16 protein-coding genes are annotated in these 17,154 nt (G+C 63.9%); 14 read left to right on the top strand and 2 right to left on the bottom strand.

The window, feature by feature from the left end:
• Positions 1-68: 68 nt before the first annotated feature.
• On the bottom strand, positions 69-1,169 hold the full coding sequence (locus tag B5V03_RS27195; protein ID WP_129273427.1) for a LacI family DNA-binding transcriptional regulator: 1,101 nt from the start codon (positions 1,167-1,169) through the stop codon (positions 69-71).
• Positions 1,170-1,371: 202 nt separating this feature from the next.
• Here B5V03_RS27195 and B5V03_RS27190 point away from each other — a divergent pair, with 202 nt between their 5' ends.
• The 12 genes from B5V03_RS27190 (at position 1,372) to B5V03_RS27135 (ending at position 12,801) form a co-directional block, all read left to right on the top strand.
• Entirely contained in the window at positions 1,372-2,433 is a 1,062-nt protein-coding gene (locus B5V03_RS27190) for an ABC transporter ATP-binding protein (RefSeq protein WP_129273426.1), read from the top strand.
• A 62-nt stretch (positions 2,434-2,495) separates the two neighbouring features.
• Positions 2,496-3,809: an ABC transporter substrate-binding protein gene (locus B5V03_RS27185; protein WP_129273425.1), complete on the top strand. Its 1,314-nt coding sequence runs from the start codon at positions 2,496-2,498 to the stop codon at positions 3,807-3,809.
• Positions 3,810-3,876: 67 nt separating this feature from the next.
• Positions 3,877-4,824, top strand: a complete 948-nt coding sequence (locus tag B5V03_RS27180; protein ID WP_129273424.1) for a carbohydrate ABC transporter permease — start codon at positions 3,877-3,879, stop codon at positions 4,822-4,824.
• A gap of 2 nt (positions 4,825-4,826) precedes the next feature.
• Positions 4,827-5,702: a carbohydrate ABC transporter permease gene (locus B5V03_RS27175; protein WP_129273423.1), complete on the top strand. Its 876-nt coding sequence runs from the start codon at positions 4,827-4,829 to the stop codon at positions 5,700-5,702.
• Positions 5,703-5,766: 64 nt separating this feature from the next.
• A complete protein-coding gene (gene denD / locus B5V03_RS27170; protein ID WP_129273422.1) occupies positions 5,767-6,753 on the top strand; it encodes a D-erythronate dehydrogenase in 987 nt (328 codons plus the stop codon).
• Between the two features lie 30 nt (positions 6,754-6,783).
• The gene (locus tag B5V03_RS27165; protein ID WP_164988313.1) at positions 6,784-7,764 is read left to right on the top strand and encodes a sugar kinase; all 981 of its coding nucleotides are present in this window, start codon (positions 6,784-6,786) and stop codon (positions 7,762-7,764) included.
• Between the two features lie 13 nt (positions 7,765-7,777).
• Positions 7,778-8,428 carry a bifunctional 4-hydroxy-2-oxoglutarate aldolase/2-dehydro-3-deoxy-phosphogluconate aldolase gene (gene eda, locus B5V03_RS27160; protein ID WP_164988312.1) on the top strand — a complete coding sequence of 217 codons (651 nt, stop codon included), beginning with the start codon at positions 7,778-7,780 and terminating at the stop codon, positions 8,426-8,428.
• Between the two features lie 59 nt (positions 8,429-8,487).
• On the top strand, positions 8,488-9,657 hold the full coding sequence (locus B5V03_RS27155) for an acetyl-CoA acetyltransferase (protein ID WP_129273419.1): 1,170 nt from the start codon (positions 8,488-8,490) through the stop codon (positions 9,655-9,657).
• Positions 9,658-9,777: 120 nt separating this feature from the next.
• Positions 9,778-9,984 (top strand): hypothetical protein, encoded by a 207-nt coding sequence (locus B5V03_RS27150; RefSeq protein ID WP_129273418.1) that lies wholly within the window; start codon positions 9,778-9,780, stop codon positions 9,982-9,984.
• A gap of 116 nt (positions 9,985-10,100) precedes the next feature.
• Positions 10,101-11,312 carry a CaiB/BaiF CoA transferase family protein gene (locus B5V03_RS27145; protein ID WP_129273417.1) on the top strand — a complete coding sequence of 404 codons (1,212 nt, stop codon included), beginning with the start codon at positions 10,101-10,103 and terminating at the stop codon, positions 11,310-11,312.
• Positions 11,309-12,445 (top strand): thiolase family protein, encoded by a 1,137-nt coding sequence (locus tag B5V03_RS27140; RefSeq protein WP_129273416.1) that lies wholly within the window; start codon positions 11,309-11,311, stop codon positions 12,443-12,445. The genes B5V03_RS27145 and B5V03_RS27140 overlap by 4 nt, the downstream gene beginning before the upstream one ends.
• On the top strand, positions 12,442-12,801 hold the full coding sequence (locus B5V03_RS27135) for a Zn-ribbon domain-containing OB-fold protein (RefSeq protein ID WP_129273415.1): 360 nt from the start codon (positions 12,442-12,444) through the stop codon (positions 12,799-12,801). Before B5V03_RS27140 ends, B5V03_RS27135 begins: the two co-directional genes overlap by 4 nt.
• 449 nt (positions 12,802-13,250) lie before the next feature.
• On the opposite strand, the gene B5V03_RS27130 is transcribed toward B5V03_RS27135, so the two are convergent.
• Positions 13,251-13,994 carry a FadR/GntR family transcriptional regulator gene (locus B5V03_RS27130; RefSeq protein WP_245502351.1) on the bottom strand — a complete coding sequence of 248 codons (744 nt, stop codon included), beginning with the start codon at positions 13,992-13,994 and terminating at the stop codon, positions 13,251-13,253.
• Between the two features lie 139 nt (positions 13,995-14,133).
• Between B5V03_RS27130 and B5V03_RS27125 the strand changes: the two genes are divergently transcribed.
• Positions 14,134-15,525, top strand: coding sequence for an aspartate aminotransferase family protein (locus B5V03_RS27125; protein ID WP_164988311.1), 1,392 nt, complete (start codon positions 14,134-14,136; stop codon positions 15,523-15,525).
• Between the two features lie 18 nt (positions 15,526-15,543).
• Positions 15,544-17,148, top strand: coding sequence for an ABC transporter substrate-binding protein (locus B5V03_RS27120; protein ID WP_129273412.1), 1,605 nt, complete (start codon positions 15,544-15,546; stop codon positions 17,146-17,148).
• Positions 17,149-17,154 lie beyond the last annotated feature (6 nt).

Here is a 17,154-nt window from a genome sequence, read left to right as displayed (position 1 = left end):
GCGATGCCCAACGGTGTGGGCGATGGTGGGCCTGCCCATTGGTGGGTCGTTTCCTCACAAGTTCGATACTAGTCATGGCCACTTGGTAACGCTACCATTTTGTTCTGCGCGCTGCCGCCTGATGCAGCCGGCCTGCTGTCCTGATGTCGCGACGATGAGCTTTGCCGCTCGATCACCTTGAAGCCGAGGTCGAGCACCGGCTGCTCCGGGCGCCGCCCGTCGATCGCCTCGATCAGCATGGTGGCTGCCGTTTTGCCCATCTCGTAACGGTTGGTGCGCACACTGGTCAGCGTCGGGACGGCGGAGGCCATGAATTCGAGATCGTTGAAGCCGACGATCGCGATCTGCTCGGGGATTGCGATCTCCCGGCGGCGGCATTCGAACAGGACACCGAGTGCAAGGTCGTCGTTGGCGCAGAACACCGCATCGATGCCGGGCTCTCGTGCCAGCAGATCGGTGAACAGGGCGCCGCCGAGTGTCACCGAGGTCGGCGTTGCCGTCGTGACGACGAGGCGCTGCTCGAACAGGGAGGCGTCCTTCATGGCTGAGACATATCCGTCCAGCCGCCGCTGCACCCGCGGATCCATGCGCGCGCCGACGAAGCCGATCCTGCGGTGGCCTTGCGCGAACAGATGCGCAATAGCCGCGCGTGCTGCATCATAGTGGGAAAAGCCGATCATCATGTCGACCGGGTTTGGGCCGATCTCCATGATCTGGACGATCGGGCAGTCGGCCGCCTCCAGCATCGCCCGCGATTCCGTGGTCTGGTCGATGCCGGTGACGATCAGCCCGGCCGGCTTCTGTGCGAGAAACAGGCGCAGCAGTCGCTCCTCCTGGAGGATGCTGTAGCGTGTGTTGGACAGCTGGATCGAGTAGCGGCTGCCCTCATAGGCGTCATAGATGCCGCGCAGCACGTCGGAAAACACGTTGTTGGTCAGTGACGGAATCAAGACACCGATCACTTCGGTGCGTTGTGAGGCCAGCGCGCGTGCCGCCAGGTTCGGCACATAGCCGAGCTCCTTGGCTGCGCTCTCGACCCGCGTCCGCTTGGCGACCGACAGCGCCTCCGGATTACGGAAGAATCGGGATGCTGTAATCGGGCTCACGCCGGCGAGCTCGGCGACTTCCGCCAGCCGGATTTTGCCTGACTTGGTGCGTTTTCGACCCATTTCCTGCTCATAGCATAGCCACTCCCGAAACCAAAGGATCGTTGACAGCGCTACCAGCACAGACTAACCAAAGACAAATTGCCAAAACCGCACAAACTGCCGACAATGTCGCCTGGTAAGATCGGGCTTCGGTTGGTGAAGTCTGAAAAAACAAGACGGTCGCGGCGCGAGAGGCGTCGTGGACTTTCGAGGAGGGAGCTAGATGTCGTCTGTGCAAATCCGCGACGTGCGGAAATCGTTCGGCAATTTTGAAGTCCTGCACGGCGTTTCGATTCCGATCGAGGATGGTCAGTTCGTCGTCCTGGTCGGCCCCTCCGGCTGCGGCAAGTCGACGCTTCTGCGCATGCTCGCCGGTCTCGAGAACATTACCTCCGGCACGATCTCGATCGGCGATCGCGTCGTCAACAATGTCCAGCCCAAGGAGCGGGACATTGCGATGGTGTTCCAGAATTACGCGCTCTATCCGCACATGACCGTCGGCGAGAACATGGGCTTCTCGCTGAAGCTGCGTAACGCAAGCTCCGACGAGATCAACAAGCGCGTCAAGCGCGCCGCCGAAATCCTCGCACTGTCGCCGCTGCTGGAGCGCTATCCGCGCCAGCTCTCCGGCGGCCAGCGCCAGCGCGTCGCCATGGGCCGCGCCATCGTGCGTGATCCCCAGGTCTTCCTGTTCGACGAGCCGTTGTCGAACCTCGATGCCAAGCTGCGCGTCGCGATGCGCACCGAGATCAAGGAGCTGCATCAGCGGCTCAAGACCACGACCGTCTACGTCACCCACGACCAGATCGAGGCCATGACCATGGCCGACAAGATCGTCGTCATGCATGACGGCATCGTCGAGCAGATGGGCACGCCGCTCGAGCTCTACGACAAGCCGGAAAACCAGTTCGTCGCCGGCTTCATCGGCTCGCCTGCCATGAACTTCCTCAAGGGTCATGTGCGCGTCAACGGCGTTGCGACCTTCGAGGGGCCGAACGGCGTCAAGCTGCCGCTCAAGAGCGCGCCGGCGGCGTCTGACGGACGCCCTGTCGTCTATGGCGTGCGGCCCGAGCATTTCACCATCGCGGACGACGGTGCCGATGCAGAGATCGTCGTGGTCGAGCCGACCGGCTCGGAGACACAGGTGTTCGCGAAGGTCGGCGGCGAGCAGGTCGTTGCGGTCTTCCGCGAGCGTCACCAGTTCAATCCGGGCGACAAGGTCAAGCTGAAGCCTGACCCGTCGCTGGTTCATCTGTTCGACGACGCGACGGGCAAACGCCTGTAGCGACGCCGAAGGACTGCCGAACTACCAAATAAATACAAATATAAAATCTTAGGGAGAGAACGATGAGCAATTTCGACAGGCGAAGTGTGCTTAAAGCCGGCCTGGGCGGCGCAGCGTTGCTGGCCGGCCCGGGCATCGTCCCGGTGCGTGCGGCGACCTGGACCAACACGCCGGAGCCGAACGCCTCCATTCGCGTGTTGCGCTGGAAGCAGTTCATCCAGGCCGAGTTCGACAAGTTCGCCGAGCAGACCAAGAAGTTCTCCGAGACGACCGGCGTCAAGGTCAAGCTCGAGGCTGAGAGCTGGGAAGACATCCGTCCGAAGGCGGCGGTCGCCGCCAATGTCGGCGCCGGCCCCGACCTGATCATCGGCACGCTCGATGATCCCCACAAATTCCCGGAAAAGCTGATCGACATGACTGACATCGCCGACTATCTCGGCGCGCAGTATGGCGGCTGGTATCCGGTTGCCGAGCGTTACGGCAAGAAGGGCAACAGCTGGATCGCCATTCCGCAGGGCGCGACCGGCGGCTGCCTGAACTACCGCATCAGCCATGTGAAGGCCGCGGGCTTCGACGAATTCCCCAAGGACACCGCCGGCTTCCTCAAGCTGTGCCAGGCGTTGAAGAAGAACAACACGCCGGCCGGCTTCGCGCTCGGCCACGCCACCGGCGATGCCAACGGTTGGTGCCAGTGGGCGCTGTGGGCGTTCGGCGGCAAGGTCGTCAGCGACAAGAACGAGGTCGTGATCGACTCGCCGGAGACGATCGCCGCGCTCGAATACGTCAAGCAGCTCTACGAGACCTTCATCCCCGGCGTGCTGTCCTGGAACGACTCGAACAACAACAAGGCGTTCCTGAACGGCGAACTCAGCCTGACCCTGAACGGCATCTCGATCTGGACCGTGGGCAAGAACTCCACCGATCCCAAGCAGCAGGAGATCGCCAAGGACATGAACCACGCGCCGATGCCGATCGGCCCGGTTGGCGTGTCGACCGAGCAGCAGAACGTACTGGTCTACTACGGTTACAAGCACTCGAAGTATCCGAAGGCGGTCAAGGAATACATCAAGTTCATGATGGACAAGGAGAACTACGACGCCTGGGAGGTTTCCTCGAACGGCTACGTGTCTCCGCCGCTGCCGGCCTATAACGACAATCCGGTCTGGACGTCGGACCCGAAGATCACCCCGTATCGTGACTGCCTGAAGCGCTGCCGTGACAACGGCTATGCCGGCGATCTTGGTTACGCCTCGGCCGCCGTGATGGGCGACTTTGTCGTCGTCGACATGTTTGCGGAAGCAGCCTCGGGCTCGGCGACGCCGAAGCAGGCGGCTGCGCGCGCCGCCGAGCGCGCCAAGCGCTACTACCAGGTCTGATCAACTCCAATCCGCGCGGCGTCCGGTTCGCCGGACGCCGTGATTGTTCGTTCCAGGGGAATCCGACATGGCAGTCATGGCCGAGTCCGCTGTCGCGCAGGTCAAGCGCAGCAGCATGTGGACCAGAGCATTCGAGAGCCGGAACTTTCTCGGCGCGATGTTCATGGTGCCGGCGATCGCGATTCTCATCCTGTTCCTGGCATACCCGCTGGCGCTGGGTTTCTGGCTCGGCATGACCGACACCAAGATCGGCGGGGCCGGGCGCTACATCGGCTTCCAGAACTTCGTCTCGCTGTCGAAAGACTCGGTGTTCTGGCTCTCGGTGTTCAACACCATCTTCTATACGGTCGCCGCGAGCCTCGTGAAATTCGCCATCGGGCTTTACCTGGCGCTGCTGCTCAACGAGCGGCTGCCGTTCAAGTCGATGGTCCGCGCGATCGTGCTGTTGCCCTTCGTGGTGCCGACGGTGCTGTCCGCGATCGCGTTCTGGTGGATCTATGACAGCCAGTTCTCGATCATCTCCTGGGTGCTGATCAAGGCCGGCCTGATCACGCGCTACATCGATTTCCTCGGCGATCCCTGGAATGCGCGCTGGTCGGTGGTGGCTGCCAATATCTGGCGCGGCGTACCTTTCGTGGCGATCACGCTGCTGGCGGGACTTCAGACCATCTCGCCCTCGCTCTATGAGGCTGCCAATCTCGATGGCGCCACCAACATGCAGCGCTTCCGCCACATCACGCTGCCGATGCTGTCGCCGATCATCGCGGTCGTGATGACGTTCTCGGTGCTGATGACCTTCACCGACTTCCAGCTGATCTACACCATCACGCGGGGCGGGCCGATCAATGCCACGCATCTGATGGCGACGCTGTCGTTCCAGCGCGCCATCACCGGCGGCAATCTCGGGGAGGGCGCGGCGATCTCGAACGCGATGATTCCGTTCCTGGTCGCGGCAATCCTGTTGAGTTTCTTCGGACTTCAGCGTTCCCGCTGGCAACAGGGCGGGAGGGACTGACCATGAGCACCGCAGACGACGAAAGCGTCGGAATGGACTATCTGGAAAGTTTTCCGCGCAAATTCCTGCGCGTCTACCTTCCGCTGCTCCTGATCATCTTCTTCCTGCTGTTCCCGTTCTATTGGATGGCGGTCGCGACGTTCAAGCCGGACGCGGAGATGTACGATTACGAGAAGTACAATCCGTTCTGGATCGTGAATCCGACGCTGGAGCATATCAAGAAGCTGTTCTTCGACACCGACTATCCGCTCTGGATGTGGAACACCGTGATCGTCTCGGTGTCCTCGACCTTCATCTCGCTGTTCGCGAGCGTCTGCGCCGCCTATGCGATCGAGCGTCTGCGCTATAAGGGCTCGCGCTATGTCGGGCTCGCGATCTTCCTCGGCTATCTCGTGCCGCCCTCGATCCTGTTCATTCCGCTGGCGGCGATCGTGTTCCAGCTCGGGCTGTTCGACGGCAATCTGGCGCTTATCCTGACCTATCCGACCTTCCTGATTCCGTTCTGCACCTGGCTGCTGATGGGCTATTTCCGCACCATTCCTTACGAGCTGGAGGAGTGCGCGCTGATCGACGGGGCGACGCGGCTTCAGATCCTCATCAAGATCACGCTGCCGCTCTCGCTGCCAGGGGTGATCTCGGCGGGAATTTTCGCCTTCACGTTGTCCTGGAACGAGTTCATCTACGCGTTGACCTTCATCTCCTCGTCCGAGAACAAGACCATCCCCGTCGGCGCCATCACCGAGCTCGTCAATGGCGACGTCTACCATTGGGGCGCGCTGATGGCGGCGGCCCTGACCGGCTCGGTCCCTGTAGTTATCCTTTATTCCTTCTTCGTGGAGTACTATGTGTCGGCAATGACCGGCGCCGTGAAGGAATGATCGCGGGGCCTGCCGAGGGCGCGTCAGGAGCGGCGCGTCCCGGCCAATAAGAAGGAGTAGGCTCTTGCACATTCTGGTTCTGGGCGCCGCCGGCATGGTCGGCCGCAAATTCTGTGAACGGCTGCTGCGCGACGGTCGGCTCGGCAAGAGCGAGATCACCAAGCTGACCATGCATGACGTGGTCGAGCCGAAGAAGCCGGAGAAGGCCCCCTTTGCCGTCGAAACGGTGTCCGGCGATTTCGCAGTCCCAGGTGCGGCCGAGAAGCTGATCGCGGGCCGCCCGGATGCGATCTTCCATCTCGCCGCGATCGTCTCGGGCGAGGCCGAGCTGGATTTCGACAAGGGTTACCGCATCAATCTCGACGGCACGCGGATGCTGCTCGACGCGATCCGGGTCATTGGCGGCGGCTACAAGCCGCGCGTGGTGTTCACGTCCTCGATCGCGGTGTTCGGCGCGCCGTTCCCGGACGCGATTGGCGACGAATTCTTCCACACCCCGCTGCTTAGTTACGGCACGCAGAAGGCGATCGGCGAATTGCTGCTCGCCGACTATTCCCGCCGCGGCTTCCTCGACGGCATCGGCATTCGCCTGCCGACCATCTGCATCCGGCCGGGCCTGCCCAACAAGGCGGCATCGGGTTTCTTCTCCAACATCCTGCGTGAGCCCCTGGCCGGCAAGGAGGCCGTGCTCCCGGTGTCCGAGGACGTCCGCCACTGGCACGCCACGCCGCGCTCGGCCGTCGGCTTCCTGCTCCATGCGGGTACCATGGACCTCGCCACGGTCGGCCCGCGCCGTAATTTGACCATGCCGGGCCTCTCGGCCACGGTCGGCGAGCAGATCGCGGCGCTGAAGCGCGTCGCCGGCGACAAGGTCGCCGCCCGCATCAAGCGGGAGCCCGATCCCTTCATCGTCGGCATCGTTGGCGGCTGGCCGCGCAACTTCAACGCAAAGCGGTCGCTCGAGCTCGGCTTCACCACCGCCGAGAAGACTTTCGACGATATCATCCGCATTCACATCGAGGACGAGCTCGGCGGCAATTTCGTCGCCTGATCGTATCAGATGAACAGCGTGGATATGACGATGGCGAGCGTAGCTTGCATCGGTGAATGCATGGTCGAGCTCCGGCAGGCCCAAGGTGGACATTCCACAGGGCAATCTGCCGGGCAGGGCGGCGGCCTGTACTCGCGCGGCTTCGGCGGCGACACCCTCAACACGGCGGTGTATCTGGCCCGGCTCGAGGTCAAGGTCGACTATCTCACCGCGCTCGGCGATGATGCCTTGAGCGATGAGATGATCGCGGCCTGGAATGCCGAGAGCGTGGGCACAAGGCGGGTCATGCGGCTGCCGGGCAAGCTGCCCGGCCTCTACATGATCCAGACGGATGCGAAGGGCGAGCGCCAGTTCTTCCACTGGCGCGACAGCGCGGCGGCGCGCCAGCTGATGAGCCTGCCGGAGACGGACGAGCTGCTCAACTCGCTGATGAGCTACGACATCGTCTATCTCTCCGCGATCACGCTCTCGATCTACGATGCCCCCGGGCGCGAGCGCCTGTTCGCGGCGATCAAGCGCGCGCGCCTGCTCGGCACCCGCTTCGTGTTCGACACAAACTTCCGCGCGCGCGGATGGCCGGACCGCGATGTCGCGCGCGAGGTGTTTGCGGCAGCCTTTGCCGCCGCCGACATCGTGCTGACCTCGACCGAGGATCTGCTCGCGCTCTATCCCGGCGAGAGCCATGAGCAATTGATGGCGCGCATTCCGGCGCCCGAGCTGGTGTTCCGGCTCGCCGAGCCCGTCAGCCTGCTGCGCTTCCCCGGCGGCACCAGCGAGGTCCGCGCCGAACCGATGACCAAACCGGTCGTTGACACCACGGCGGCCGGCGACAGCTTTGCCGCGGCCTATATCGCGGCCCGGCTTGCCGGATCCGAGCCGGTCGAGGCCGCCCAGGCCGGGCATCGCCTCGCCAGTCTCGTGATCTGCTATCCCGGCGCCATCATTCCGGGCTATGCCATGCCGCCGAAGAAGCGGCACCGGCCGGCGACCACGCGTCAAGCGACCAAGTGAAACGAAAGCCAAGATGACCACAGCAGCCCAACAGAACCACCTCGTCGCGCTGTTCAAGGCCGCGACCGTTATTCCCGTCCTGACCATCGAGCGCATCCAGGATGCCGTGCCGCTGGCGCGTGCGCTGGTGGCCGGCGGCGTCCGCACGCTGGAGGTGACCATGCGCACCCCTGTGGCGATCGAGGCCGCGCGGGCGATGATGTCCGAAGTCCCCGAAGCGGTGGTCGGCATCGGCACGATCCTCAATCCGGCCGACTTCACCCGCGTCGAGAAGCTCGGCGTCGCGTTCGGCATCAGCCCGGGCCTGACTCCCGATCTCCTCAAGGTCGCCGCCGACAGCTCCTTGCCGTTCGCGCCGGGCATTGCCACGGCGTCCGAACTGATGTTGGCGCTGTCCTACGGCCTCGACGTCGCAAAATTCTTCCCGGCCGAGCAGGCCGGCGGCATCAAGGGCCTGCGCGCCCTCGGTGGGCCGTTCCCGAACGTGCGGTTCTGCCCCACAGGCGGCGTCGGCGAGGCCAATGCGGCGACATGGCTCGCCGAGCCCAATGTCGTGGCGGTCGGCGGTTCCTGGCTGTGCCCGACGGCAGAGATCAGGGCCGGGAACTGGGCCGGCATAACTGCCATCTGCCAGCGCACCGTCCAGGCCCTCAAACCGGCGTGAAGTCTTGCCATCCTTGGGCTAAGACTTAGCTCAGGTAGAGATCCCAGGGAGAAGAGACCATGACCGCCAGCATCGTCGGATGGGCGCATACGCCGTTCGGCAAGTTCGACACCGAAACCGTCGAAAGCCTCGTCACCCGCGTTGCCAATGAGGCGATGGCGGACGCCGGCATTTCCGCCTCCGATGTCGACGAGATCGTGCTCGGCCATTTCAACGCCGGCTTCTCGCCGCAGGATTTTACCGCCTCGCTGGTGCTCCAGGCCGACCCAAAACTGCGCTTCAAGCCGACCACCCGCGTCGAGAATGCCTGCGCCACGGGCTCCGCCGCCGTGCATCAGGGTGTTCGTGCAATTGCCGCAGGCGCGGCCAAAATCGTGCTGGTCGTCGGCGTCGAGCAGATGACGCGCACGCCGGGGCCTGAGATCGGCAAGAACCTGCTCAAGGCGTCCTACCTGCCTGAAGACGGCGACACCGTCGGCGGCTTTGCCGGCGTGTTCGGCAAGATCGCCAGCTCCTACTTCCAGAAATACGGCGACCAGTCCGATGCGCTGGCGCTGATCGCGGCCAAGAACCACAAGAACGGCGTCGCCAATCCCTATGCCCAGATGCGCAAGGACTTTGGCTTCGACTTCTGCCGCGCCGAGAGCGAGAAGAATCCCTATGTCGCGGGCCCCCTGAAGCGCACCGACTGCTCGCTCGTCTCCGACGGCGCTGCGGCGCTGATTTTGGCCGATGCCGAGACCGCCAAGGGCATGGCTAAGTCGATTGGCTTCCGCGCCACCGCACACGCCCAGGACTTCTTGCCGATGTCCAAGCGCGACATCCTCCAGTTTGAGGGCTGCACGGTCGCCTGGCAGCGCGCGCTGGAGCAGGCCGGCGTGACGCTGTCCGATCTCTCCTTCGTCGAGACCCATGACTGCTTCACCATCGCCGAGCTGATCGAATACGAAGCGATGGGCCTGACGCCGAAGGGGCAGGGCGCCCGCGCCATCAAGGAAGGCTGGACGCTCAAGGACGGCAAGCTGCCGGTCAATCCGTCCGGCGGCCTGAAGGCCAAGGGCCACCCGATCGGTGCCACCGGCGTCTCCATGCACGTGATGACCGCGATGCAGCTCGCCGGACAGGCGCCCGAGGGCATGCAGCTCAAAAATGCAAAACTCGGCGGCATCTTCAACATGGGCGGCGCGGCCGTCGCCAATTACGTCTCCGTGCTGGAGCCGCTGAAGTAGGTCTCGTAGGGTGGGCAAGGGCGCGAAAGCGCCGTGCCCACCGTCTTTCCTTTGCGCCAGATCAAGGTGGGCCCGCTTCGCTTGGCCCACCCTGCGGCTTCTGATTGCTAGGACGACATTATGAGCAATGACTACGAAGACTCCCTTTCTCTCGACGCACTCAACGATCGCATTGCGATCCTCGAGGACAATATCCGCCAGCTGATCGAGCAGGCTGCGGCGGCTTCCGGCGAGCAGAACGAGTCGCGTATCGCCGACCGCATCAACCAGCAGAACGACGAGCTCGACCGCCTCATCAAGATCCGCGATTCCCGCCAGAAGAAATAGCGGCGTAGGCTGCGCATGCGGCCATACCCCGGCCGCCCTTGCGCATGCGGCGCCGCTGCCGTTAGCTGGACCGAAATTGCGGGATCGATTGAGCCCGCGCAATCGGGAGCGAACGAATGGGGCCGCTGAAGGGCATCAAGGTCGTCGACATGACCACCGTGCTGATGGGGCCCTATGCGACCCAGATGCTCGGCGATTACGGTGCCGATGTCATCAAGGTGGAATCGCTCGACGGTGACGTTACCCGCCTGATCGGCCCGATGCGCCATGCCGGCATGGGTCCGGTGTTCCTCAACACGAACCGCAGCAAGCGCTCGATCTGCCTCGACCTGAAGAAGCCTGCGGGTCGCGATGCCGTGCTGCGGCTGCTGAAGGATGCCGACGTTCTCGTCTACAATGTCCGTCCGCAGGCGATGGCACGGCTTCAGCTCGGCTACGACGTCGTCTCCAAAATCAATCCGCGCCTCGTCTATGCCGGGGTGTTCGGTTTTGGCCAGGACGGGCCCTATGCCGCAAAGCCCGCTTATGACGATTTGATCCAGGGCGCCACCGCATTGCCCGCGCTGATGGCGCAGACCGGCGACGGCGTGCCGCGCTACGTGCCGAACGCGCTGGTCGACCGCATCGTCGGCCTCACCGCCGTCGGCGCGATCTGCGCCAGCCTCGTGCACCGCGACCGCACCGGGCGCGGCCAGCGCGTCGACATCCCGATGTTCGAGACCATGGCCGGCTTCGTCATGGGCGACCACATGGGTGGGCTCACCTATGAGCCTCCGCTCGACAAGGGCGGCTATGCCCGCCACCTCTCGCGCGACCGCCGGCCGTACAAGACCTCGGACGGTTATCTCAGCGTCATCGTCTATAACGACAAGCAGTGGGAGAACTTTTTCAAAGCCACCGGCCGCGACGATCTGCGCGCCGATGCAAAGTTCGCGACCTTCGCCGGCCGCGCCGCCAACATCGATGTCGTCTATGCCGAGCTCGCCCGCATCTTCGAGACACGCACTACCGCCGAGTGGATCGACCTTCTGACGAAGGCCGACGTCCCGGTCATGCCGATGCACGACCTCGCCTCGATCCTGCACGACGAACATCTGGAGGCGACCGGCTTCTTCCCGGTCGTCGAGCACCCGACCGAAGGCCCGATCCGCAGCATGAAGGTGACAGCGAGCTGGTCCGAGACCGAGGCCGAGCCGCAGCGGCTTGCGCCGCGGCTCAACGAGCACGGCGCGGAGATTTTGAGCGAGGTCGGGTACTCCACTGATGAGATCGCCGCCATGATCCGCGATGGCGCCACGCGCTCGGCGCCGGAGCAGGGGGCATCATGAGCTTCATCACCGGGGTCGGCCTCACATCTTTCGGCAAGCACGAAGGCTCGTCCTCGCTCGACCTGATGAGCAAGGCCGCGCAAGCGGCGCTCGACGATGCCGGGCTCAAGCGCGCCGAGATCGACGGCATTCTCTGCGGCTATTCCACGGTGTCACCGCACATCATGCTGGCGACCGTGTTCGCCGAGCATTTTGGTATCCGCCCGGCTTACGCCCACGCTGTGCAGGTCGGCGGCGCCACGGGCCTCGCGATGACGATGCTCGCCCATCACCTCGTGGACGCAGGCGTCGCGCGCAACGTACTCGTGGTCGCCGGCGAGAACCGTCTCACTGGACAGAGCCGCGATGCCTCGATCCAGGCACTCGCGCAAGTCGGCCATCCCGACTACGAGGTGCCGCTCGGGGCGACCATTCCCGCCTATTATGGTCTGGTCGCCACACGCTACATGCACGAATACGGCGTGACCGAACAGGACCTCGCCGAGTTCGCGGTGCTGATGCGCGCGCACGCCTGCACGCATCCCGGCGCGCAATTCCACGATCCCATCGAGGTCGCTGACGTCATGGCCTCGAAGCCGGTCGCGATGCCGCTAAAACTGCTGGATTGCTGCCCGGTCTCCGACGGTGGCGCCGCCTTCGTCATCAGTCGCGAGCGGACCGGGGAGGCCGGCGTGCGCATCCGCGGCTGCGCCCAGGCGCATACGCATCAGCATGTCACGGCCGCGCCCGCGCTCAGCGAGCTCGGCGCCGAGATCTCCATCGCGCGCGCCAGGGAGGCCACGGGCCTTGCGATCTCCGACATCCGCTACGCCGCGATCTACGACAGCTTTACCATCACGCTTGCGATGCTGCTGGAAGACCTCGGCCTCGCGGCTCGCGGCGAAGCAGCGGCGCGCGTGCGTGCGGGTCATTTCGGCCGCGACGGCGCCATGCCGCTCAACACCCATGGCGGATTGCTCAGCTACGGCCATTGCGGCGTCGGCGGCGCCATGGCGCATCTGGTCGAGGCGCATTTGCAGATGACGGGGCGGGCGGCGAATCGTCAGGTACGGGATGCTTCGATCGCGCTGCTGCACGGCGACGGCGGCGTGCTGTCGTCCCATGTCAGCATGTTCCTGGAGCGGGTGCGATGAGTAAGCGTCTAGCGGACTGGACCAGGGGCGAACAGGCCATCACCTACCAGACCTGCACCGCATGCGGCCATGTGCAGTATTTTCATCGCGCCTTCTGCGCGACCTGCGGCGCATCCGATTCGCGCGAACAACGCGCCAGCGGCAAGGGCAGGGTCTACGCAACCTCGCTGGTCTGCCGCGCTGCCACGCCGGAGACGCGCGCGCATGTGCCCTACAATATTTTGCTGGTCGATTGCGCCGAGGGTTTTCGCATGATGGCGCATGGCGAGAACGATCTCGCTATCGGCGACGACGTGATCGCGGGCTTCAAGCCGTTTGCCGGAAAGCTGGTGCCCTTCTTCACGAAGAGGAAGTAGTGGGATTCGTCATTCGGGGGCGGTCCTGAGAGACCGAGCCTGGAACGGGAATTCTGGGCCTGGCTTGTGCGAGGGCCACCCCGGAATGACGAAAACTCTCACACAACTCTTACTAACGCCCGTAAAACAAGATGCTGGCGATGACGAGCATTGCCATCACCGCCAGCATATGCGCGAACGCTTCCGAGGCCGCCCCCTTGGTGGCTTCCTTCATGCCGTTTTCTCCCTAGACTTGGGCGTGACTCATCGATGCGCGTTTGAAGCGCAAAGACGGCCAATTGTTTTTACTCGGAACACCCCTTGCGAGTACTCACCGCGATTTGTCCCCACGCGGCGAATATCGACTGTGCCAAGGTCGTTCAGCAATGCGGCGGCATTTTGACTCGATGATGTTGCTGTTGCGGTCGTGGCGCAGAGGGTGTGCGGAAACTTTATTCAACCGCGGCAAATCACCGGATTTTTCCACGAGAATTCGTAGGCTTGGTCGTGGCCATCGATTTGGCCTTCGAAGCCTCCATCAGCGCATCCCTGATATTGTTGAGATGACGCGTCATGGCACCACTCGCCTTGCGCGGGTTCCGCGCCTGAACGGCGTCGAAGATGGCTTCGTGATCCCGGCGCCACATGGGACGATAATCCTCCATCTGCATGTGGTTGTGAATCTCCTGCCAGATGCCGGACTCGGTTTGCGCGCGCCACAGCGAGTCGCTGATCGACACCAGCGCGCCGTTCCCGGTCGCTTCGGCCAGCACCATGTGGAAGCGGTGGTCCGACGTGTCGGCCTCGCGTCCCTGCGCATGTTCCCAGCGCATCATGGCGAGCGCTTCTGCAAGCTGGGCGAAGGTCGTCTCCGACCCACGCTGCGCCGCGATCGCGGCGATCTGCGGCTCGATCAGCTGACGCGCTTCCAGGTTTTCGAACGGTCCAAAGCCTTCGAGCGCATGCACGTCAGGCGCTTCCTGACGGCTGATCACATAGACGCCGCTGTTGCTGCGGACCTTCAGCATCCCCGCCATCGCCAGCGACAGGATGGCCTCGCGCACCGTCGGCCGCGACACGCCAAACGTCTTTGCGAGATCGCGCTCGGCCGGCAGGCGCTGGCCGATCCGGTAACTCGCCTGGATCATTGCAGCAATGCGCCGCGCGACGATCTCGAAGCTGCGTTCAGGCCTGGACGGAGGGTCGTGCAACATCTTCGTGCTCATCAGCTGTTTTTTTGAATTTGACAAGCTGCCGCACGAAAGCCAAGCTGGTCAGACCAATTTGGCCTGACCAATTTGGGTCGACTGACGCCGGATCTGCCTCACCGGCGGGAATACGGAGCGTCTGCGCGTGTCCGACAGAAGACTGAATTCAGCCGAGGCGCGCGACATCGCGTTCCATCTGCACTCGCAGACCAACCCTCAGCGTCATGCAGAAATCGGACCGCTGATCATGGCGCGCGGCGAGGGCGTCCATGTCTATGACGCAAGCGGCAAGCGTTATCTGGAAGCGATGGCAGGGCTCTGGTGCACCTCGCTCGGCTTTTCCGAGACGCGGCTCAAGGCGGCGGCGCTTGCTGCCTACGACAAGTTCGGCTTCTATCACAGCTTCAATCACAAGACGCCCGACAACACGATCGACCTCGCCGAGAAGCTGGTCGAGATCTCGCCGATCCCGGATGCGCAGGCCTATTTCGCTACGTCCGGCTCGGAGGCCACCGAGACCATGGTGAAGCTCGCCTGGGTGTATCACGCGGTCCACGGCAAGCCCGGCAAGCGCAAGATCATCGCGCGCGACCGCGGCTTCCATGGCTCGACGATCGTTGCGGCCTCGATGTGCGGTCTGCCCCGCATGCACCGCGAATTCGGCCTCCCGCTCGACGGCTTCCTGCACACGCATTGCCCGGATGCCTATCGCGGCACCAGGCCCGGCGAGAGCGAGGAAGCGTTCGTCGCCCGTCTCGCGGCCGATCTCGAAGCGCTGATCATGGCCGAGGGACCTGACACGATCGCCGCCTTCATCGCCGAGCCGATCAACGCGGGCGGCGGCATCGTCGTGCCGCCGAAGGGCTACTTCACTGCGATCGAGGCAGTGCTGCGCCGTCACGATATCCTGGTGCTCGGCGACGAGGTGGTCTGCGGTTTTGGTCGCACCGGCAACTGGTTCGGCTGCCAGACGGTCGGCATGAAGCCGGACATGGTGGCGCTCGCCAAGGGCATCACCTCGTCCTACTTCCCGATGTCAGCCGTGCTGCTGGGACGTCCGATCCGGGATGCGCTCGCCGAGATGAACAGGGGCGGCGAGCTGTTTGGCCACGGTTTCACCAATTCCGGACACCCGGTCGGCGCGGCCATCGCGCTCGAGACGCTAAAAATCTATCACGAGATGGATGTGGTGCCGCATGTGCGCCGCATGGGCGGCAGGCTCCGCGCCGGGCTGGAGCAGATCGCGCGGGATTCGCGCATCGTCGGCCAGGTCAGGGGCGAGGGACTGATGATCGGCGTCGAGCTGGTCGCTGATCCCGCGACGCGGCAGGCGTTCGATCCCGCGCTGAAGGTCGGCGCAATGTTCGATGCACTTGCGATCGAGACTGGCCTGATCATCCGCGCCATGGGCGACACGATCGGGTTCTGCCCGCCGCTGATCATCAACGAGGCCGGCGTCGACGAGGCGCTCGACCTGTTCGCGAAAACCTTGTCCAGCGCCGAAGCCAGGCTTGCCGAGACACGTCCATCTGCGTAACCCCTGAGGAGACTTAGCATGCGCCGTCGAGACCTGCTCCGATCCACACTGGGCGCCGGTCTCGGCGTCGCCTTGGGCTCGACTTTTCCGATGCCACGGCTCGCCCGTGCGCAGGGGTCGCGCGTGCTGCGTTTCGTGCCGCAGGCCGATGCGGCCATTCTCGATCCGATGATCACCACCGGTCTGGTCAACCGGAACCACGGCTTCCTGATCTGGGACACGCTCTACGGCGTCGATGAGAAATTCCGGGTTCAGCCGCAGATGGTCGCCGGTCATACGGTCGAGAACGACGGCAAGCTCTGGACCATGACCTTGCGCGACGGCTTGAAATTCCACGACGGCGAGCCGGTACGCGGACGCGACGTGGTGGCGAGCCTGAAGCGCTGGGCCTCGCGCGATGCGTTTGGCAATTCCCTCTTCACTCTGGTCGACGAGCTCTCCGCACCTGATGACAAGACCGTGCGCTGGCGGCTCAAGTCGCCGTTTCCGCTGCTGCCGGAGGCGCTCGGCAAGGTCGGTGCCATCATCGCCTTCGTCATGCCGGAGCGTCTTGCGCTGACCGACAGCGTCACGCCGGTCAAGGAACTGATCGGCTCCGGTCCGTTCAAATTCCAGGCCGATCAGCACGTGCCCGGCGCGCGTCTTGTTTACTCGCGCTTCGACGGCTATGTGCCGCGCCCCGAGGGGACGCCGAGCCTGCTCGCCGGTCCGAAGGTCGCTTATTTCGACCGGGTCGAGTGGCAGGTCCTGCCGGATCCCGCGACGGCCGCGGCCGCGCTTCAGCAGGGCGAGATCGACTGGTGGGATCAGCCGATCGTCGACCTGCTGCCGAAGCTGAAGGCAAACAAGGCGCTGAACGTCGAACTGCTCGACCCCATCGGTAATGTCGGCGTGCTGCGCTTCAACCACACGCAGCCGCCGTTCGACAATCCGGCCATCCGCCGTGCCGTGCTCTCCGCCATCAGCCAGAAGGAGTTCATGTCCGCGATTGCGGGAGACGACACCAGCCTGTGGCGCGACAAGATCGGCTTCTTCGCGCCCGGTGGCGTCATGGCGAACGACGCCGGCATGGAAGCGTTGACCGGCCCCCGCGACATAGCCGCAGCCGCCAAGGCCATCAAGGACGCCGGCTACAAGGGCGAGAAAGTGCTGTTGATGGCGCCGGGCGATTTCCCCGTCATCGGACAGATGAGTGAGGTCACCGCCGATCTGTTCCGCAAGCTCGACCTCAATGTCGACTACGTGATGATGGACTGGGGCTCGATGCTGAGGCGCATGGGTAACCGCGAGACGCCGGACAAGGGCGGATACAGCGCCTTCTGCACCTATTCCGCCGGCGTCACCCAACTGAACCCGTCGGCCCATAACTTCATCCGCGGCAGCGGTGACAAGGCGACCTTCGGCTGGGCCAAGAGCGAGAAGCTCGAGCAACTGCGTGATGCCTGGTTCGCCGCGCCCGATGCCGCCGCGCAGAGCAAGATCGGCATCGAGATGCAGAAGCAGTGCTTTGTCGATGTTCCCTATGTGCCGCTTGGTGTCTTCTATCAGCCGACCGCGTACAAGAAGAGCCTGACCGGCATGCTCAAGGGCTTGCCGTTGTTCTGGAACGTGCGCGGCGCCTGAAGGATT

The sequence above is a fragment of the Bradyrhizobium betae genome (assembly GCF_004123905.1).
Lineage (GTDB): Bacteria > Pseudomonadota > Alphaproteobacteria > Rhizobiales > Xanthobacteraceae > Bradyrhizobium > Bradyrhizobium betae_A.
This window is presented reverse-complemented; position numbering and strand designations above follow the sequence as displayed.